The 19,347-nt window shown below is 71.7% G+C and carries 14 protein-coding genes and 1 riboswitch; of the genes, 6 read left to right on the top strand and 8 right to left on the bottom strand.

Features of this window, described 5'->3' with window-relative positions:
* Positions 1-444: 444 nt before the first annotated feature.
* Complete coding sequence (locus DSY14_RS12400) at positions 445-1,488, top strand: hypothetical protein (RefSeq protein WP_211716672.1); 1,044 nt, start codon at positions 445-447, stop codon at positions 1,486-1,488.
* A 573-nt stretch (positions 1,489-2,061) separates the two neighbouring features.
* Complete coding sequence (locus tag DSY14_RS12395) at positions 2,062-3,108, top strand: DUF3558 domain-containing protein (RefSeq protein WP_211716671.1); 1,047 nt, start codon at positions 2,062-2,064, stop codon at positions 3,106-3,108.
* 83 nt (positions 3,109-3,191) lie between these two features.
* On the opposite strand, the gene metE is transcribed toward DSY14_RS12395, so the two are convergent.
* Complete coding sequence (gene metE, locus DSY14_RS12390; protein WP_211716670.1) at positions 3,192-5,480, bottom strand: 5-methyltetrahydropteroyltriglutamate--homocysteine S-methyltransferase; 2,289 nt, start codon at positions 5,478-5,480, stop codon at positions 3,192-3,194.
* 144 nt (positions 5,481-5,624) lie between these two features.
* Positions 5,625-5,837, bottom strand: a riboswitch (cobalamin riboswitch).
* Positions 5,838-6,082: 245 nt separating this feature from the next.
* On the opposite strand from metE, the gene DSY14_RS12385 reads away from it, so the two are divergent.
* Positions 6,083-7,633 carry a polysaccharide deacetylase family protein gene (locus tag DSY14_RS12385; protein WP_211716692.1) on the top strand — a complete coding sequence of 517 codons (1,551 nt, stop codon included), beginning with the start codon at positions 6,083-6,085 and terminating at the stop codon, positions 7,631-7,633.
* A gap of 388 nt (positions 7,634-8,021) precedes the next feature.
* On the top strand, positions 8,022-9,560 hold the full coding sequence (locus tag DSY14_RS12380; protein ID WP_374224005.1) for a polysaccharide deacetylase family protein: 1,539 nt from the start codon (positions 8,022-8,024) through the stop codon (positions 9,558-9,560).
* 102 nt (positions 9,561-9,662) lie between these two features.
* On the opposite strand, the gene DSY14_RS12375 is transcribed toward DSY14_RS12380, so the two are convergent.
* The 3 genes from DSY14_RS12375 to DSY14_RS12365 form a co-directional block, all read right to left on the bottom strand.
* Positions 9,663-10,838, bottom strand: coding sequence for a quinone-dependent dihydroorotate dehydrogenase (locus DSY14_RS12375; RefSeq protein ID WP_211716668.1), 1,176 nt, complete (start codon positions 10,836-10,838; stop codon positions 9,663-9,665).
* The gene (locus tag DSY14_RS12370; RefSeq protein WP_211716667.1) at positions 10,835-11,758 is read right to left on the bottom strand and encodes a proteasome assembly chaperone family protein; all 924 of its coding nucleotides are present in this window, start codon (positions 11,756-11,758) and stop codon (positions 10,835-10,837) included. Before DSY14_RS12370 ends, DSY14_RS12375 begins: the two co-directional genes overlap by 4 nt.
* A gap of 436 nt (positions 11,759-12,194) precedes the next feature.
* Positions 12,195-13,175 carry a GlxA family transcriptional regulator gene (locus DSY14_RS12365; RefSeq protein WP_211716666.1) on the bottom strand — a complete coding sequence of 327 codons (981 nt, stop codon included), beginning with the start codon at positions 13,173-13,175 and terminating at the stop codon, positions 12,195-12,197.
* 131 nt (positions 13,176-13,306) lie between these two features.
* Here DSY14_RS12365 and DSY14_RS12360 point away from each other — a divergent pair, with 131 nt between their 5' ends.
* Positions 13,307-13,903, top strand: a complete 597-nt coding sequence (locus DSY14_RS12360; protein WP_211716665.1) for a hypothetical protein — start codon at positions 13,307-13,309, stop codon at positions 13,901-13,903.
* Between the two features lie 33 nt (positions 13,904-13,936).
* Here the strand turns inward: DSY14_RS12360 and DSY14_RS12355 are convergent, their stop codons facing one another.
* Positions 13,937-15,685, bottom strand: coding sequence for an ABC-ATPase domain-containing protein (locus tag DSY14_RS12355; protein ID WP_211716664.1), 1,749 nt, complete (start codon positions 15,683-15,685; stop codon positions 13,937-13,939).
* 151 nt (positions 15,686-15,836) lie between these two features.
* On the opposite strand from DSY14_RS12355, the gene DSY14_RS12350 reads away from it, so the two are divergent.
* The gene (locus DSY14_RS12350; protein WP_211716663.1) at positions 15,837-17,078 is read left to right on the top strand and encodes a nucleotide disphospho-sugar-binding domain-containing protein; all 1,242 of its coding nucleotides are present in this window, start codon (positions 15,837-15,839) and stop codon (positions 17,076-17,078) included.
* A gap of 522 nt (positions 17,079-17,600) precedes the next feature.
* Here the strand turns inward: DSY14_RS12350 and DSY14_RS12345 are convergent.
* From DSY14_RS12345 to DSY14_RS12335, 3 genes are read right to left on the bottom strand one after another with little or no spacing between them, the layout of a single operon-like run.
* The gene (locus DSY14_RS12345; protein ID WP_211716662.1) at positions 17,601-18,023 is read right to left on the bottom strand and encodes a hypothetical protein; all 423 of its coding nucleotides are present in this window, start codon (positions 18,021-18,023) and stop codon (positions 17,601-17,603) included.
* A gap of 11 nt (positions 18,024-18,034) precedes the next feature.
* Positions 18,035-18,811 carry a PhzF family phenazine biosynthesis protein gene (locus DSY14_RS12340; protein ID WP_211716661.1) on the bottom strand — a complete coding sequence of 259 codons (777 nt, stop codon included), beginning with the start codon at positions 18,809-18,811 and terminating at the stop codon, positions 18,035-18,037.
* 23 nt (positions 18,812-18,834) lie between these two features.
* On the bottom strand, positions 18,835-19,275 hold the full coding sequence (locus DSY14_RS12335) for an Lrp/AsnC family transcriptional regulator (protein ID WP_211716660.1): 441 nt from the start codon (positions 19,273-19,275) through the stop codon (positions 18,835-18,837).
* Positions 19,276-19,347: the final 72 nt, after the last annotated feature.

The raw sequence follows: 19,347 nt of genomic DNA, 5'->3' as shown, positions 1-19,347 counted from the left end.
CGGGGCGCCGGGCGGGGCGAGGACGGCCCCGCTCTTCAGAAGCGGTGCGGCATACGACAGCGACCGCCGGGCAGCGGAACGCACCGCCGGGTGGGTTCGGCCATGGTGGCGAGGGTCGCTTCGTCGTGTTCGGGAGCCATCACGCTCCCAACTCAACCATGATCGGATGGGTCGGTTCAGCAAAACCCTTGACCTTAATATGGTTATTTAGGACACATTGCCTGCTTTGATGGGGGTGAGAATGCCCCTGTCCCTCCCGAAGACCCCGGAGAGTGCCTACACTCATGACCGTCCCGTGACCTTGCCTCGCCGAGCGGGGTGGACGCGGCGCGGCCGGCACCGACTTCGTGTCCCGCGCACGGTCCGGGAAAGACGAGAAGCTGCGTCCACAGCGCCTCCGTGCCCGTAGGGGGTTCGCGTGTGGGCACGAGGAGCGACCACACCGTGCAGTCCGACGACCCGAGCCGAGTGGACGACTACGCCGATTTCTGGGCGCCCGACCCCACCGACCGCACCTGGCGGGACGTGCTCTCCGCAAGCGCGAGCGCGCTCCGCACGATCACGCGCCCCGGCCCCGGCGGCGCCGCGGCCCTGGTCGTGGCCCTCCTGGCCCTCACCGCCGTCCCCGGCCCCGCGGCCGCCGCACCGGTACCCCGGGACCCGGAGTCCATGAGCTCCCTGGAGTCGCGCGCCGAGACCCTCACCGAGGAGTACAACGGCGAACTCCGGGACATGGAGAACGTCATGGAGGAGGCGGACCGCGCCCAGACGCGCGCCGACTCCACCCGTGAGGACGTGGACGCGGCGCGTGAACAGGTCCGCTCCCTGGCGGTGGCGACCTACACCAGCAGTGGCATCGACCCCTCGATGTCGCTGTTCGTGGAGTCCGAACCCGACGAGGTCATCGACCGCGCCGTCGTCATCGACTACCTGTCCACCAGCAACCAGGACAAGATCGACCAGCTGGACCAGGCGCTGTCGCGGGACGAGGTCGCCCAGGAGAACGCCGAGGAGCGGCTGGCCGAGGCCGAGGCCGACATGGACGAGCTCGACGAACGGCGCATGGAGGTGCGCCGGCTCATCGCCGATCACCCGGAGCAGCCCATGCGGCCGCCGGACAACATCACCCCGCGCACCGAACAGATGCGCGACACGGGCATCGAGATCTTCGGGCGCGGCTCCGACGTGGGCGGCGTGGGCTGCTACCGCGAGGAGGGCGGCTGGGTCGTGGGCGAGCACCCCAAGGGCCGCGCCTGTGACTTCATGCTGAGCTCCAACGGCTCCATGCCCTCGGAGGACCAGGTCGAGCGCGGCTGGGAGATCTCCAACTGGGCCCGGGACAACGCCGATGACCTGGGGGTCATGTACGTGATCTACCGCCAGCAGATCTGGGACGTGCGCCGGGGCGACACCGACTGGCGCGCGATGTCCGACCGCGGCAGCATCACCGAGAACCACTTCGACCACGTGCACATCTCGATGTTCTGACCCCGGCGTCCGACCGCCCCCTCCGGCGTGCGCGCCCGTCCCCGCTCCCCTCGTTCCCGGAACCCGGTGCGCGCGGCCCACGAATCCGCTCTCGGGACCAAGGGCCCGAAGGGACGTCCGACCCATTACCTGCGGGACGGTACGAAAATCCACACGGAGGAATCACGATCACGTCACGCGAAGGGTGACGTGGAACTCCACCGGCACGAAACGATGACGATTCACCCCGTTGACCCTGGTCCGCCCTGCCGCTCCCCCGATGGTCGCGGTTAGGATGCTTGACGTCCCGACCCTCGGTCGTGGGGATTCGTCCCCTCGACATCATCCCGGCGGTCGGCGGGAACCCCTCCACGAATCGGGGCACCCTCTCACGACTCGGGGAACTCCCGCTCCTCGCCGCCCGCCCTCGCCCGCGGAGCGACGACGGTTCCGGGGTCTCCTCCCCCGCGATTCCCCGTGCTGTCACCCACCCGGCGCTCCGCCGGTGGTCATCACGGAAAAATCGTGAGAACTCACCAAAGCGCGTACGCGTCCCAGAGACGACGGCCAGAACATCACCGGGCGAGGGGAGCCATGAGCGAAAACGGACCTTACAACCAGCCACCGCAGAATCCCTATGGTGGCGGGGACGGCACCGGCGGACAGCCGCCCTACGGCGCCCCCAGCGGCGGACAGCCTCCCTACGGGCACACCGGCGGGCAGCCGCCCTACGGGCCCGGCGCCGGCGCGCAGCCCCCCTATGGCCAGGGCCCCTACCCGGGCAACCCCGGCCAGGACCAGGGCATGTACGCGGGCGGACAGCCGCCCTACGGCGGCCACGGAGGCCCCGGTGGGCCGGGCGGGTACCCCCCGCCGCAGCAGCCGCCCCAGGGTGGCGGCGGCAAGGCCGGCCTGTGGGTGGTCATCGGTGGCGGCGCGATCATCGTGGTCCTCGTCATCGCGGTGATCATCATGCTCGTCGCGCGCGGTGGCGGCGATGACCAGGTCGCCGCCGGACCCGACGAGACGACGCAGACCACCGAGGAGACCGAGGAGCCGGCCGACGACGGATCCGAGGAGCCCGCGACGGGTGGTGACGGCCCCACCGGTGAGCCGCCCTACGCACTGCCCACCGAACCCTGCGACGCCATGACCGACGAGTTGGTCGCGGACTTCGGTATGCGGGACAACCTCAACAAGAACGTCTCCGACAGCCGTTCGAGCTGCACCGCCTCGGGTGATGCACCCGAGGGCAACCCGGACCGGGCCTACAGCAGCCTGTGGCTGGAGTACAGGGTGCCCTTCGGCGGCAGCGACTCCATCGAAAGCGCGACGACGGACTTCCAGAACTCCATCGACAACTACACGGGTGGTGTCGACTACTACCCGGAGGAGAGCCTGGAAGAGGACAAGGCGCTCGACGGTCTGGGCGACGAGGCCCACCTGATCGTCACCGAGTCGACCATCCTCGACGACCCGGCCCCCACCGCCGTCCTCCTCGTCCGTGCGGGCAACATGAACATCGAGTACACCTACCAGGTCTCGTCCTTCGACGGCTCCGAACTGGTCATGATCGACGACGTCGAGGCCCTGCTGACCGATGCGGCCGCGGAGTCCCTCACGCTCCTCGGTGCCGAGTAGGAATCGACCGACTCCTCCCCGGAAGAGACACCAGGGGGCCGCGGCGCACAGCCGCGGCCCCCTGTTTCATGTGCGAAGGGTGATCAGGTGCCCGGGAGGTCGACACGCACCCTGCGGGCCGCCTCCACCATGTTGCGCAGCGCCTGCTCGGTCTCGGCGTAACCGCGGGTCTTCAGACCGCAGTCCGGGTTGGCCCACAGGTGCGCGGCGTCCACGTGCGACACCGCCAGCCGCAGCGAGGCCTCCACCTCCTCGACCGAGGGCACCCGCGGCGAGTGGATGTCGTACACGCCCGGGCCGATCCCGCGCCCGTAGCCGCGTCGGCCGAGGGCCTCCACCAGCTCCATCCGCGAACGGGCCGCCTCGACGCTGGTCACGTCGGCGTCCAGCGCCTCGATCCCGTCGACGATCTGGTTGAACTCCGAGTAGCACATGTGCGTGTGGATGGTCGTGGTCGAGGCGACCCCGGACGTGGCCAGGCGGAACGCGTCGACCGCCCACCTCAGGTACGCCGGGCGCCGCTCGGCCCGCAGCGGCAGCAGCTCCCGCAGCGCCGCCTCGTCGACCTGGATGTGACGGATACCCGCGCGCTCCAGGTCGGCGACCTCGTCGCGCAGGGCCAGACCCACCTGACGGGCGGTCTCGCCCAGCGGCTGGTCGGTACGGACGAACGACCAGGCGAGCATGGTCACCGGCCCGGTCAACATGCCCTTGACCGGCTTGTCGGTGCGCGACTGGGCGTAGGTGATCCACTCGACCGTCATCGGTGCGGGACGCGCGACGTCACCGAAGAGGATCGGCGGACGCACACACCGTGAACCGTAGGACTGCACCCACCCGTGCTCGGTGGTCGCGTAGCCCTCCAGCTGCTCCGCGAAGTACTGGACCATGTCGTTGCGCTCGGGCTCACCGTGCACCAGGACGTCCAGGCCGATCTCCTCCTGGAGCGTGATGACCCGATCGATCTCCGCGCGCAACAGCGCCTTGTACTCCTCGGTGGCCAGCTCGCCCCGGCGGTGCGCCGCACGGGCGCGGCGCAGCTCCGGGGTCTGCGGGAAGGAGCCGATGGTGGTCGTGGCGAGCGGCCGGACGGCGGGCACGACCCGGTCCTGGGGACGTGCGTAGGCCTCCGGGCCCAGGGCGTCCAGGCGGGCGCGCACCCGCGCGTCGGTGAAGGAGGGGTCGCGCGGTTCGACGTCGCTCCGGTACCCGGCGTCACTCCCCTCGGAAAGCACGCGGCCCAGGAGCGCCACCTCCTCGGCCTTCTGCCGGGCGAAGGCCAGGGCGGCGCGCAGTTCCGGGGCCAGGGAGGTCTCGGCGTCCAGGTCGATGGGCACGTGCAGCAGCGAGCACGAGGTGCTCACCGTGAGCTCGTCGGTCAGGGCGAGGAGGGTGCCGAGTTCGGCGACGGCGGCCGGCAGGTCGGTACGCCAGACGTTGCGGCCGTCCACCACACCCGCGACCAGACGGGTGGAACCGAGACCGGAGACGGCGGTGAGGTCGTCCACGCCCTCGGCGTCGGTGACCAGATCCAGACCCACGGCCTCGACCGGGGCCTGCTTCAGCACGCGGAGCGCGTCCGCGCCGATGGAACCGAAGTAGGTGGACACCAACAGCGCGGGGCGCTCGGTGAGGGACCCCAACCGCTGGTAGCAGCGTTCCAGGTGCCCCAGAGCGGCGCGGCCCTCGTCGGTCGCGAGGATGGGTTCGTCGAGCTGGACCTCGGTGGCGCCGGCCGCCGCGAGCTCGCGCAGGAGCGCGGCGTAGGCGTCCAGGAGTCCGTCCAGCAGCGCGATCGGCTCCCAGCCTTCGGGAGCGTCGGTGCCGGCCTTGGCGAGCAGCAGGAAGGTCAGCGGCCCCACCAGGACCGGGCGGGTCGGGAAACCGGCCTCGGCGGCCTCACGGAACTCCACGACCGGCTTGTCGCCGACCAGGCGCGGCCGGGTGCTCGGCGACAGTTCGGGCACCAGGTAGTGGTAGTTGGTGTCGAACCACTTGGTCATCTCCAGGGGCGGCGCGCCCTGCTCCCCGCGGGCGAGCGCGAAGTAGCGGCGCAGCTGCTCCTCCCGGTCCTCCGCCTGCGCCGGGGAGGGGAAGCGGGACGGTACGAGGTCGAACAGGACCGCGGTGTCCAGCACCTGGTCGTAGTAGGAGAACGTGTTGGACGGGATGTCGTCCACCCCGGCCTCGCGCAGCGCGGCGTAGACGCCCCTGCGCAGATCGGCGGCGATGGTGTCGAGTTCGGCCGCGGTGGTGGCGCCCTTCCAGTAGGACTCACTGGCGCGCTTGAGTTCGCGCGCGGGGCCGATACGCGGATAGCCGTGCACCGTGGAGCGCACGGACGGCCGGGAGGCCGCGGAGGTCGTGTCCATGAAGCTTCTCTCCCTCGTCGAAAGCCGGGTACCGGCCACGAGGGCGGAGACGAGGAACGCGGGCACGCCGAAGGGTACGCCGAACGCGCACACGTGCCTGGCGACCTCGGCCCTCCCTCGGGGCGCGGGACCACCGGCGGCACGGGTGCGCCGCCGGGTGGAGGCAGGTCTTCGGACTCGTGGGCGTTTCCGACGCTACGCGTCGGCTCTCCTAATGGCCACCGCTTCCCGGCCACCGACCTCGACGATCGGCGCACCAGTGCTCATGGCGACGCTCGTTCCCACATACCGCTGCGGGGCAGTCCCGGATTCGCACCGGGTTCCCTCTTTCGACACACCCCCACCAGGCCGGAGCGGGCTCCGGCGACCGAGGACGGGAGTGTGTACCTTCCACGGCTGCAAGTATAGGGAGCACCCCCTTCGCCCCTGTACCCGGCGTGACCCCTGAACCGGAGCACACGAGCGAACCCCCGCCGTGAGCCCGGCACCACACCCGAAACCAGCGTTACGCGGAGTCGAACCTACCCCCGTCCTCCGCGAACGTTCGTCTGACGATGAACGTGGAGAGCCCCCAGGTGAAGCAGCAGCAAGACCGTCCGACCATGGCACCCGACCACCCGATCCTCACGGTGGCGATCGCGTTGGTGGTGCTCTCGGGACTGGTGCTGTCGACGACACGACCACCCGACCCGTCCGAGGACGGTGTCATCGCGAACCTCGCGGAGAACGTCGGGATGGAGACCGAGGAGGACCCGCCCGCGGAGGCGTCCGAGGAGGGCACGACCGTGGTCGAGGCGGCCGCGGTCCCCGGGACCGAGGAGACCACGGTCGCTTACGAGGGCGACAGCGACGTCACCGTGACCTACCCGGCCATCCCCGACGCCGACCCGCTCACCGACTTCCTGGACCGCACCCTCACCGACCGGGTGCACGCCTTCGACGCCGCCAACCCCGGCGCCGCCTCCTTCGAGGGCGGGTGGCGCCTGACCGCCGCCGGGGACGGGATCGTGGGCGTACGGGTCACCACGACCGAGACCGATTCCGAGGAGACCCGCGAGGGCCACAGCACGTACTGGTACGAGACCGACGACGGCACCGTGCACGGCTCCAGCGGCCTGCTCGCCGGCCAGAGCGAACTCGCCGCCCTCAACGAGCGGGTCCGCGAAGAGGTCCCGGACACCGTCTCGGCCACGTCCCTGCACCCGATCAGCACCCTCTACGACTCCCTGGGTTTCAGCCCCGAGGGCGATCTGATCGTCGAGTTCGACGACGGCCAGGTCGCTCCGACCTCCGAGGGGCGTGTCCACGTCATGGTGGACCGTGAGGAGGCCGAGGAACTGCTGTCGGAGTTCGGTCTGCGGGCCCGCGAGGCGGCGACCCGGAGCGTCGAGGAGTTCACGGTGGCCGCCGCCCCCGAGGCCGACAAGGACGGCTCCTCCCCGGGCGCACCCGGGGAGTTCTCCCCCATCGACGACGAGGTCGACTGCGCCGACCCCGACACGCGCTGTGTGGCCCTGACCTACGACGACGGCCCCGGCGGGCGCACCCCCGAACTGCTGGACGCTCTCGCCGAGCACGACGCCAAGGCGACCTTCTTCGTCACCGGGCATCCCGTGGCCGAGCACCCGTGGACGGTACGACGCACCTACGCGGAGGGACACGAGTTGGCCAACCACACGTTGGCCCACCCGGACCTGGCCACGCTCGGCGCCGGCGGCGTGCGGGCCGACCTGGATCCGGTCCAGGCCCAGGTGTACCGCGAGACCGGCTACGTCATGGACCTGATGCGCCCGCCGTACGGCTCCACCAACGACACCGTCGCCCGGGTCACCGAGGAGATGGGGCTGGCCCAGATCATGTGGAGCGTGGACACCAACGACTGGAAGGACCGCGAGGCCGACGTGGTGGCCGAGCGCGCCCTCGACGGGGCCGAGGACGGAGCCATCATCCTCATGCACGACATCCACGACACCACCATCGACGCGTCGCACGAGATCATCCGTGAACTGGACGAACGCGGTTACACCATGGTGACGGTGTCGCAGCTGCTCGGCACCCCCGAACCGGGCCGCAGCTACGTCGACGGGGTGCCCGAGGAGCCGGAGGAGACCGAGGAGCCGGAGGAGACCGAGGACGCGGACGAGGACGACTAGTCCCCTCGTGTCGGGCCTGAAGGGCCCTCGGTCCGGGTGCCCCCGGTGGGATCGCGAGGAACGGGTCACCCACCGCGGACGACGAAGGTCCCCGACCACCAAGGCGCCCGACCACGGGCCGACGCGCAGCGCGGGCCCGAAGAACACGGCGCGTGAGATTCCGTGTCGGGATCACCGTCCGTGACGGCCGTCGGCCCGACGCCGGGATACGGGGATGCGACGTGTCGGCCGTTCCCGACGGGCCGGAGCCGCACCGCCGGGAACGGGGTGATCCCCGACGCGGGGCGATGTCCACATGTGGTCAGCCGCACCGGGAGCGGGGTCCGTCTCCCCTATGTTGCTGCCAGCAGAGGTGGGAGCGGCCGTACCAGGGAGAGGGAGTCGGGTTGTGTCGTCGAGCGAGAGCGCACCGGAACGCGTCGTGCCCCGGCGTCGTGGGGGCCGCGGGGGGCGGCTCTGGCCCGGCGCCCTGACCGTGGCCGTGGTCCTGCCCCTGGCCGCCTGCGGGGAGGATCTCGGCGGCGGCGGTGACGCGGCGTCGATCACGATGTTGCGTTCGGAGGTCGGGGACGGCCTGGAGGAGTGGACCGCCGGCCCCGAGGAGTACGAACACCACCACTTCCTTCCGGAGACCGACGTCGAGATCGACATCGCCCTTCCCCGGTTCACCGACGCCGCGCCGTTCACCGAGGGCCTCGCCGCCCGTGTCGACGAGGAGGTCCAGGACTTCCGTGCCGGCACCCGCGACCCGGTGCGTCTGGAGGTCGACTGGGAGCTGGTGGGCGCGGCCGACGGGGTGCTCGGGGTGCGACTGGTGCGCACCGAGGAGGACATGCACGGGCTGCGCGAGGGCTACGCCACCTACTGGTACGACGCGGCCACCGGCCACACCGCCTACTCCACCGAGCTGCTCGCCGGCCAGGAGGACCTGGCCACGCTCAACGACCTCGTGCTCGAGGATCTGGCCGACGACGAGGAGGTCGACCCCGACGCGCTGTTCCCGGTGCTGCGCACCTACGACTCCATCGGTTTCAACGACGACGGCGACCTGGTGGTGGAGTTCGACGACGGGCACCTGTCCCCGGTCGTCGAGGGGCACGTGCCCAACGCGGAGTTCGGTCGCAAGGTCGTCGTGGTCGACCACGACACGGCCACGCCCCTGCTGTCCGAACTGGGCGCACGCGCGCGGGAGGCGTCCCTGGTGGACGAACCCGACCTCGCCCCGCCGGCGACCGCGGGTCAGGAGGCGGAGTCCGACGCCGACCGCCCTCCGGGCCGGATCGTGCCCCACGACCCGGACGTGGACTGCGACGACGCCGCCACCAAGTGCGTGGCCCTGACCTTCGACGACGGACCGGTGGAGGCGACCTCGCACCTGCTGGACATCCTGGCGGAGGAGGAGGTGACCGCGTCGTTCTTCGTCAACGGAGGCCCGGTCCTGACCCGCCCCGGCCCGCTGCGTCGCGCCTACGCCGAGGGACACGAGATCGCCAGCCACGGCGACGTGCACGAACACATGAACCGGATGGACGCCGAGGAGCTTCCCGGACAGGTCGCCGCGGTGAGCGCGATGACCCGGCGGCAGACCGGTCACACCGTGGAGCTCTTCCGTCCGCCCTTCGGCGCCACCGACGAGAACGTGCTCGCGACCATCGCCGACCAGGACATGGTGGAGACCATGTGGACGGTGGACAGCAAGGACTGGGAGGGCCTGGACCGCGATCGGATCGTCGAGAACGTGGTCGGCGAGGTGGAACCGGGCGGAGTGGTGCTGCTGCACGACCCCCAGGCCCCCGCGATCGCCGCCATGCCCGAGATCATCGAACGCCTACGCGCGGACGACTACACGTTCGTCACCACCAGCCAGGCGATGGGTCACCCCGACCCCGGCTCCCGGTTCCCCGAGGACTGGGACGGCAGCTGGTAGTCGGACGGGGGCCGGGTGTCGGCCCGAACGACGCGTGCGGCCGGTGGGGAGGCTCCCCACCGGCCGCACGCGTTCCCGGACGCGGGAGTGCCCGTGGGGGTCTCAGCCGGCCTCGTCGGCCTTCGGGACCACCGTGAGCACGGGAGCGGGGGCGTCCACGCCCACGGCCTCGCCGATCGACCGGTATCCGGCGGCGCGCACCAGGCGGGCCAGGCCCCGGTGGATCCGGCGCGGCCACAGCGGGCCACCGTAGACGAGTCCGGTGTAGCCCTGCACCAGGGTCGCCCCGGCGCGGACACGCGCCCAGGCGTCCTCGGGGGTCTCGATGCCTCCGACGGCCACCAGCGTGACGCGGTCACCGACCCTGGCCCGCAGGCGACGCAGCACCTCCAGGGAGCGCGCCTTGAGCGGGGCTCCGGACAGCCCACCGGCGCCCGCCTCCTCCACTCGGTCGGCCGGTGTGTCCAGACCCTCCCGGGAGATGGTGGTGTTGGTGGCGATGATGCCGTCGAGCCCTTCCGCCAAGGCCAGGTCGGCGACGGCGTCGATGTCCTCGTCGGCCAGGTCCGGTGCGATCTTGACCAGGAGCGGCAGTGCGGGACGACCGGCCTCGACCAGCGCCGAGCGGACCGCGGTGATCAGGGGGCGCAGACGCTCCACACCTTGGAGGTCACGCAGACCGGGGGTGTTGGGCGAGCTGACGTTGACGACCATGTAGTCGGCGTAGCGGGCCAACCGCAGGGCGCTGAGCGCGTAGTCGCCGGGCGCCTCGTCCTCGGGGGTCACCTTGGTCTTGCCGATGTTGACCCCGAGCACGGGGCGCTCGCGCCCGGCGCGCCCGGCCTGCCGCTCCAGGCGGGCCTGCTCGTGGTGCAGGCGCTCGGCGACCAGGGCCGAACCCTCGTTGTTGAACCCCATCCGGTTGACGACGGCGCGGTCCGCGACGAGACGGAACAGCCGGGGCGCGGGGTTGCCGGGCTGGGGGTGGGCGGTGACGGTGCCCACCTCGACGTAGCCGAAGCCCAGCGCGGCCAGGCCGTGGGGGCTCTCCGCGTTCTTGTCGAACCCGGCCGCCATCCCCAGCGGACCGGGGAACTCGCGACCGAACGCGTGCACGGTCAGCTCGGGCTCACGAGGGCCCAGGACCCGGGTCATGGCCTCGGAGACGGCGGGCACGGCGGTGACGCCGCGCAGGGCGGCGAAACTGAGCCGGTGGACCTTCTCCGCGTCCAGGTGACGCAGGACCGAGCTGAAGAGGATCTGGTAGAACACGGTCATCCGTTTCCGTCGCCCTCGCGCTCTGCGAGGAAGCGTTCGAGTTCAGCGCCGAGTTCGTCGGCGGTGGGCAGCCCTGCCTCGTCCTCGCCCAGGGGCGGTTCCGGGGTCTTTCCCTCCGCTCTGGAGGTCATGATGTCGTCGTACTGGCGTTCCAGGTTGGCGACCACGCGCTGGACCTCCTCGGAGGAGGCGACCTGCTCGGCGATCTCCACGTCGGTGGCGGTGGCCGTCTCCTCCATCTCGGCGGTGGGCACGGCGAGGCCGGTGGCGCCGGTGACGTACCCGATGGCGGCGATGGCCGCACGCGGGTAGTGGGACTGGGCCAGGTAGCTGGGCACGTGCACGGCGTAGCCGATGAAGTCGTCGCCCCGCTCGCCCAGACGGTACTCCAGGAGCGCGACGGCGCTGCCGGGCACCTCCAGTCGGCCGATCCACGGCGTGTGACCGGAGACCAGTTCGGGCCGGGTGGCGTGCGGGGTGACCGTCACCGGGCGCGTGTGCGGCACGGCCATGGGGATGCCGTGCGCGCTGATGGTCAGCGAGACGGAGTAGCGGTCGACCAACTGCTGGACGGCGGCGACGAACAGTTCCCACTCACGGTCGGGTTCGGGGCCGTGCAGGACGAGGAAGGGCGCTCCCTCGTCGTCATGCATGCGGTACAGGCCGAGCTCGGGCACCTTGTACTCCAGCCAGGTGTTCTCGCTGAACGTCATCGACGGGCGACGGTCGCGGTAGTTCACGAGCCGATCGGTGTCGAAGGTGGCGATCTTCTCCGCGGTGAACTGCTCGAAGAGCAGTTCGGCCAGCTGGCGTCCCGCGTGTCCGGCGTCGACGAAGCCGTCCAGACAGACCAGCATCGCCTGGCCGGCGACGTCGTCGAAACCTGGGTGGAGTTCGTACAGATCTGCGGGGTCACGCACCGGGTTCTCGTCTCCAAAGAGGGTCGGGGCCGCAGGGCGACACGCACACGAACACCGGCCCGAAGGTTCCGATATGACGCCTTTCGGGGTTGCTGCGCCCTGCTTTTCCACCTTACCGACCCGCTCCGACCACCGACCGGCGAGAACCCCCCTCTCGTGACCACGGCCACACCTCGGGCGTGGTTCCGGTGTCCGGGCGCGCTCCACCCGGGTACGCGGACGTGCGGGCGGGTGCGCCCCGAAGGCACGGGTGCGCGACGGGCGCGGCACGGGTGCCCTCCCCCCGGAACAAGGCCGGGCGTGTTCCCACGGGCCCGGACCGGGTGCGGTGCGCGGACACGGTGAGGCGTGGTGCTCTCGTCGGGCACGGGGCGGGGCGCTCACCCGGACGGGGAACGCCGGCGTGTTCCCGGACGGACACGGGGCCGACACCGGTTCAGGACGGACGCGCTCCGGCGCGTTCCCGGTGGGCGGCGCGGTAGCGCGAGGGTGGGGTTCCGTACCGTTCGAGGAAGACCTGCCGGAGGGTCTCGGTGGAACCCAGACCGCACCGGTCGGCCACCTCGGACAGGGCGAGCGTGGTGGACTCCAGCAGGTCCGCGGCGGCCTCGGTCCGCGCCCGGCGCACCAGACGGCCGGGCGGCAGCCCCGTGTGCAGTCGGCACAGCCGGTGCAGTTGACGGACGCTCACCCCGACGGCGCGGGCGAGCGCGTCGGCGCCCAGATCTCCGTCCAGGTGGGACCTGACGTGGTCGAGCACCCGCCGGGCCAACAGGTTCTCGGGGTCCAGGGTGGTGAGCACGCTCATCTGCGCCTGGTCACCGGGGCGTTGGAGGTGGGTGACCAGCACCCGGGAGACCAGTCGCGCCAGAGGTGTCCCGTGGTCCTCGACCACGAAGTCCAGCGTGAGATCGAGTGCGCTGGTCACCCCCGCCGCGGTGGAGACCTCACCGTCCCGGATGAACAGGGGCGCGGGATCGACGGTCACCCCGGGGTGACGGGCGGCCAGGTCCCGGGCGAAGTGCCAGTGCGTGGTCGCCCGCCGGCCGTCCAGCAGTCCCGCGGCGGCCAGCACACTCGATCCGGTGCACACCGACGCCACTCTGCGACTCTCCCGGGACAGTCGGCGCACGTGCGCGACCAGGTGGGGGTCGGCGGCGGCCCGTTCGTGCCCGTGTCCACCGGACACGATCAGGGTGTCCAGCGGCCCACGGAGTGTCTCCAGCGCCGCCTGGGCGTGCAGGACCAGGCCGGACGAGCAGCGCGCCGGATTCCCGCCCAGAGTAGCCACGACCGTTGCGTAGGGGGCGCCTTCGGGGAGGAGGTCGTTCGCCGTGGCCAGGGTGGAGGTGATCGAGGCGACCTCCAGGAGTTCGGCGTCGTCGTAGGCCACCACGACGATCCTGCGCTCGGCCATGCCACCGCTCCCCCGACCGGTAGGTCGACCCGGGCCCTCGCTCCGGGCGGTCCGGCCCGGTATCCCAGGGTTTCGGACATGGCCCAGGATACGTCTGGCCACCGGGGCGGGCCCCGACCGAGTCTGGGCGCATGACCACGATGAGAACGGACACCGCCCCGGCCACGGGCGGAACCGCGACCGTCCACGCGACGGTGACCGAGATCCTGGGCCGTTGGTGGCCCTCCCTGACCGCCGCCCTGGCCGCGGTGCTCACCGTCTCCGGCGGTCCCGACGACCGGGGACTGCTCTTCCTGATGTTCACCCTGCCGGTCATGTACCTGGCCATCGCCGTCCTGGACCGTGCCCGGACCAGTTGGCTCATGGTGGGTGCGGTCGGCGCCCTCTACTTCGTACTGGAGGGCGTGGGGGTGACGGCCTGGCCCGTCGTCCTCGTCCTGGGCGCGGTACTGGTGGTGGTCGGCCTGGTGCGCGGACAGCTGCGCCGCCCGGGTGTGTTCGCCCTCCAGATCCCCGCCCTGCTCGTGTTCGGTGGGGCCGGCGTCCTGGCGCTGGTGGTCTCCGCCCAGGTCGCGGTGGTGGTCATCGCGCTCGGGTTGCTCGCCCACGCCACCTGGGACGCCGTGCACTGGTGGACGCGGAAGGTGATCTCCCGGTCCCTGGCCGAGTGGTGCATGGTCTACGACACCGCGGTCGGCGCCGGCATCCTGCTGCTCCTCCTGCTGTGAGGCGGGGCCGCCGGTGGGCGGCCCCGCACCGGTTCAGCGTTGTTCGGCCACCCGCAGGGTCCGCAGACGGTTGAGGACCGCGGCGATCTCGTGCCGACGAGGCAGCGCGTAGTCCCCGGCGAAGTCCTCGCCCAGCAGGGTCACGCCCCGCTCGGCCAGGTCCCGCTCCAGGGAGTCCAGCGCCTCGGAGAGCGTCCGCTCACCGTTCAGGTGGCCCGCGGCCACCAGGGCGCGCAGGGCCAGGCCGGCGCCGGTGATCTGTCCGGCGTCGACGAACTGCTCCACCGCGCGCACGTCGACGTCGCTCTCGCCGAGCACCAGCACGTCCATGTCCCGCCGCTTGAGCTTGGACCGACCCCGGTCGGTGCGGTCGTCCACCGACCGGGGGTCCACGACCCGGGCGCGCGGCAGCGCGAACTCCGCGTCGGTGCGCTCCCGGGCCAGCTCCGCGGCGCGTTCGGTGACGTCGTGCGGGTGGTAGGCGTCCAACATGATCACGTGATCGGCCACATCGAAGTAGTCACCGCTGCCGCCCATGACCAGCACGGTCGAGACCCCGTGCACCCGACGCAGCGGCCGCACCAGGTCGATGAAGGGCACCAGGGGTTCGCGGTCACCGTGCACCAGGGCCTGCATGCGGTCGTCGCGGATCATGAGGTTGGTGGCGGTGGAGTCCTCGTCCACCAACAGGGTGCGCGCACCGGTCTCCACGGCCTCACAGATGTTGGCCGCCTGCGAGGTGGATCCGGACGCGTTCTCGGTGCGAAAGTCGCGGGTGTCGGCGCCGGTGGGCAGGTTGCGCACGAACGGGCTGACGTCCACCCGCTCCGCCCGGCGCCCCTCCTCGGCCCGGATCTTCACCGCGTCGTCCCGGGTCACCACCAACTCGCGCCCGTCCCCGGGCACGTGGTCGTACACACCGCGCTCCAGGGCGTGCAACAGCGTGGACTTGCCGTGGAAGCCGCCGCCCACGATGAGCGTGATGCCCTCGGGTACGCCCAGACCGGTCACGGTGCCCCGGTGCGGCACGTCCACGCTCACCCGCAGGGACTCGGGTGCGGCGAACGGCACGACGCCCTCGCCGTGCATGGGTTCGTCACTGATCCCACTGCGCCGGGGCAGGATCGCCCCGTCCGCCACGAACGCCACCAGGTCACGCTCGGCGAGGGCCCCGCGCAGGGCCTCGGTGTCGACCACGCTGTCGGCGAAGGCCTCCGCGGCCTTCTGGTCGATCTCCTCCCAGTCGAGGTCGTCGACCAGCTCGGGCACCGTCCGGCACAGCTCGCGCTCGGCGGTGCGGCCGTCGATCCGTCGCCCGTGTCCGGGCAGGTCGAGACCGATCCGCAGGTCCAGGGACCCGTCCGCGCCCACCTGGCAGGACGAGCGCGCGATCACCTCCTGGCCCCCGGTGTCGATCCGCAGCAGCGACCCCTTGAGCCGACGTCGGGCCAGTCTGCCCAGGAAGTCCGCGGTGGCCCGGCGACGCACCGGGTCGGCGTAGGCGCTGCTCGGGATGCCGGCGTCGGGTCGCAGGACACGGACCCGCGACGGTGGGGCGAACGGGTCGGCCTGGACCCGCTCGATGGTCAGGGTGAAGTCGCCGAAGTCCCAGTCGCCCTTGAGGGACTTGTAGCGCCCGTAGGAGGCACCGTCCATCTTGAGCAGCTCCTGGGAGAGCCGGGCCTCGTCGCGCACGCCGCGCACGGGTTCGGGTTCGGGCCTGCGACCGCCGCCCCCGCGACCGCCCCGGCCACGAGGGCCGTTCCCCTGCCGTCCCGTCATCGTTTCCCCCGCATTCGATCGATTGCACTGCCCCGCCAGGGTAGGACGTCCCCACGAATCCCGCTCCGGGCCTGTGGACATCCGCGCGTTGCCGCCCACCCGGACCCACCACTACGTTGCCAGGAAGCCCGTCCAGACGAGGAGTAGCCCAGTGAGCACGGTCCTGTTCGCCCCGGAGACCTTCAACCTGGCCGAGACCACCCGGGCGATCGAGGTGGCCCGAAGGTTGCGGGACCGGCACGAGTGCGTGTTCGCCGGATACTCGGCACGGTACGCCGGGCTCGTCGAGGAGGCCGGGTTCGGCTACCACCCCCTGGCACCGCGGCTCACCGAGGACCAGGCCGACCGGGCGATCCGCTTCGACCAGGGCGCGAGCCCGACCCACCCGTTCACCACCGACCTGTTGCGCGCACGCGTGCGAAGCGAGCGGGACCTCAACTCCCTCCTGCGCCCGGCCGCGACCGTCATCGGCAGCACCCTCAGCCAGTTCGTGTCCGCGCGCGCCGACGGTGTGCCCCTGGTCTACGTCAAACCCTTCGCCTACTCCTGGCCGCACCTGCGCCAGACGCCCGCGTTGCCCGTGCTCCAGGGTCGGGGCCGTCTCGCCCGCACCGTCAACACCGCCGCCGCCCACCTCCTGCGCGAGGCCGCCCGGCGCACCACCCTCACACCCCGTGCCCTGGCCCGGGTGGCCGAGGAGAACGGTGTGCGCCCGCCCCGGCGCACCATCGACGCACTGGACGGGGACCTCAACCTCATCGCCTCCATCCGGCTGCGCCCGTACCTGCTGCCCCCGCACTACCGCTGGATCGGACCCGTCTACGCGCACCTGGACCACCCGCTCCCGCCCGAGATACCCCGTCTGGTCGCCGAGGCCCGCGAACGGCGGCGACCGGTGGTGTACTTCGCCATGGGCAGCTCCGCGCACCGGGACATCGTGCTGCGGATCCTCCACGAGTTGTCACGCCTGCCCGTCACCGTGCTGGCACCGGTCTCCCGTTACCTGCGCCCCGAGGACCTCGCGGGCCTGGGCGCACACGTGCACGTGTTCGACCTGCTGCCCGCCCCTCGGCTCGACGATCTCATCGACGCCTCCGTGATCCACGGGGGCGAGGGCACCGTGCAGACGGCGGCGGCCTCCGGGAAACCGTTCGTGGGCATCGGCCTGCAGTTCGAACAGCGGTGGAACGTCGAGGAGTGCGTGCGCTTCGGCAACGCGGTCGGTCTCAGCCCCCGCCGGGCCGAAGGTGAGCCCCTGCGCCGCGCCCTCGAAACGCTCCTGCACGACCCCGCCCTGCGCACGCGCGCCCGTGACCTGCGCGAGCACCTGGCCGGTACCGACGGCGCCCGGGAGGCCGCCGACCGGATCCACGCCCTGGTCGAAGCCGCCTGACCCGACCCGCGCCCGCCTTGCGGGCGGTGCACGACGTCCTCCCACCCCGGTCCGGGGACCCTCGCCCCGGGGCGCACGCGTTGGTACCTCGATGAGTCGGTCTCCGGCTCTCAGCGGAGCCGACGAGTGCGTCGGGCTCCGGTATCGGAGACGGCGCAGGCCGCGCGCGAGGTGGAACGGGGGGTCGGATGCCCGTGTCACTGGACGCGGACACCCGACCCCGTCGAGGTCCGCGTCCGGATCGCGGTCCCTCGCAGGGCCGATCGGTGAACGTCCCGGGTCCACCGTCACGGCCCGGCGCCCCGGGTGCCGGAGCGCCATGGTGGACGAAGCCCGATGGGGACCCGGGCTTCGGCCACGCGCGGCCGTCGTTCGGGATGGGGCGCCCGAGCCCGGCCGTCGCAGGAACCCCCTCAGGAGGAGATGAGGGGGTCCATCGCCACCATTGTCATCCAAGCGGGGGCCTCACGTGGGGAAAACCGGGATTCCGTGGGCTCTGGGCTCCGATCCGCCGGCGACGGGTCAGGCGATGGCCGCCCGGAACGCCCGGTCGTGGTCGTCCACGGGGGGATCGTCCAGCGCGGCGACGAACACCGCGACGGGCCGCCCACCGTTTCGGGCGACGTCCTCGGCGAGCGCGACCCAGTGGTGGTGGTTGGGGTGGGGCATCTCGGTGCAGGCCACGGCCGGGGCCAGGTGGGCGATGGCGGCGTCCAACCGGTCGGGGGTGAGCTCGTAGGTCGCGGTGCCGAAGGTGTGGCCGCAGACGAGACCCAGCGCGACGGCCGGCAGGAGACGTTCACCGACGTTGGTGAGGGTGAAGGTGGTCACGCCGTCACGGTGCACCCCCACGGCGTAGGCGGCGGGCCGTTCCCAGCCGGGGTGCCCCTCCTCCAACCGGGTGAGCCCTGCGACGACCTCTTCACGGGTGTTCCACTGTTCCACGGGGACGCCTTTCAGACCTTGAGGTCGCCGGTGGCGACGGAGACAGCGTGACCACCGATGTCGACCCGGTCTCCGCGCAGGCGCAGCAACAGGTCGCCACCGCGCGCGGAGGCCTGGTGGGCGGTGAGTTCGTCGCGGCCCAGACGCTCGGCCCAGAAGGGGGCCAGCACGGTGTGGGCGCTGCCGGTCACCGGATCCTCGGGGACACCGGCGCCGGGGGCGAAGAACCGGGAGACGACGTCGTACTCGTCACCGGGCGCGGTGACGATGACCCCGCGGGCGGGAAGGGCCCGCAGGACCTGCAGGTCCGGGGCCAGAGCACGGACCGCGGCCTCGTCCGCCACCTCGACGAGCAGGTCGTCGGTCCCGCCCCGACCCACCCACAGGGGTGCCACGCCCAGCGCCTGGGCCAGACCGTCCGGGGCCTCGATCGCCTCGGCCGGACGGGAGGGGAAGTCCAACCACAGCCGACCGCCCTCGGCGGTCACACTGAGCGGCCCGCTGCGACTGCTGAAACGGTACGGGCCCTCGACGCCGAGTTCGGCGAGCACGTGCGCGGTGGCCAGGGTGGCGTGCCCGCACAGGTCGACCTCCACCTCGGGGGTGAACCAGCGCAGCTCACGCGTACCGTCCGGGAGCGGACGGGTGAAGGCGGTCTCGGAGAGGTTGAACTCGGCCGCCACCCGCCGCGCCCACCCCTCGTCATAGGGGCCGTCCAGGATGAGGACGGCGGCGGGGTTGCCCGCGAAGGGCCGGTCGGTGAAGGCGTCGACGACTCGGTATTCCATGCGCTCAGCGTAGGACCCGGAGGTCACTGGAGGTGGGGTTCGTCCAGGATGAACATGGTCTGGGTGCTCTTGACCTCGGGCAGGCGCTGGAGGCGTTCGAGGACGAAGGTGCGCAGCGCGGCGGCGTCGGTGACCCGCACCAAGAGGAGCAGGTCGACGTCGCCCGAGACCAGGGCGGCGTGGTCGACCTCGGGGATGTCGCGCAGGTACCCGCGGAACCTCTCCCAGGAGTGTTGTTCGATGCGCACCGACACGTACGCGGACAGAGCGGTGCCGTACTTCTCGGGGTCGATGACCGCGGTGAAGCCCCTGATCACGCCCTCGTCGCGGAGGCGTTCGAGTCGTGAGTAGGCGTTGGCCCGGGAGATGTGCGCACGTTCGGCGACGGCGCGGATCGACATGCGCCCGTCGTCGCGCAGGAGGGCGATGATCCGGCGGTCGGTGTCGTCCAGCTGCACGGCCATGTGTCTTACCTCATACCGTCCGCATGATGGACATGTGAGAACATCTGCAACCACCACGGGCTGAGCGAGCAT

It is taken from the genome of Nocardiopsis sp. MG754419 (assembly GCF_018207095.1).
GTDB lineage: Bacteria > Actinomycetota > Actinomycetes > Streptosporangiales > Streptosporangiaceae > Nocardiopsis.
The sequence above is the reverse complement of the archived record's forward strand: the minus strand, read 5'-3'. Positions and strand labels throughout refer to the sequence as shown.

Excerpts from the sequence above, each read along its gene's own strand:
- DSY14_RS12360 (WP_211716665.1), top strand. The coding sequence starts at position 13,307 with ATGACCACGATGAGAACGGACACCGCCCCGGCCACGGGCGGAACCGCG.
- DSY14_RS12340 (WP_211716661.1), bottom strand. The coding sequence starts at position 18,811 with ATGGAATACCGAGTCGTCGACGCCTTCACCGACCGGCCCTTCGCGGGC.
- DSY14_RS12385 (WP_211716692.1), top strand. The coding sequence starts at position 6,083 with ATGGCACCCGACCACCCGATCCTCACGGTGGCGATCGCGTTGGTGGTG.
- DSY14_RS12375 (WP_211716668.1), bottom strand. The coding sequence starts at position 10,838 with ATGACCGTGTTCTACCAGATCCTCTTCAGCTCGGTCCTGCGTCACCTG.
- DSY14_RS12335 (WP_211716660.1), bottom strand. The coding sequence starts at position 19,275 with ATGGCCGTGCAGCTGGACGACACCGACCGCCGGATCATCGCCCTCCTG.
- metE (WP_211716670.1), bottom strand. The coding sequence starts at position 5,480 with ATGGACACGACCTCCGCGGCCTCCCGGCCGTCCGTGCGCTCCACGGTG.
- DSY14_RS12395 (WP_211716671.1), top strand. The coding sequence starts at position 2,062 with ATGAGCGAAAACGGACCTTACAACCAGCCACCGCAGAATCCCTATGGT.
- DSY14_RS12365 (WP_211716666.1), bottom strand. The coding sequence starts at position 13,175 with ATGGCCGAGCGCAGGATCGTCGTGGTGGCCTACGACGACGCCGAACTC.
- DSY14_RS12355 (WP_211716664.1), bottom strand. The coding sequence starts at position 15,685 with ATGACGGGACGGCAGGGGAACGGCCCTCGTGGCCGGGGCGGTCGCGGG.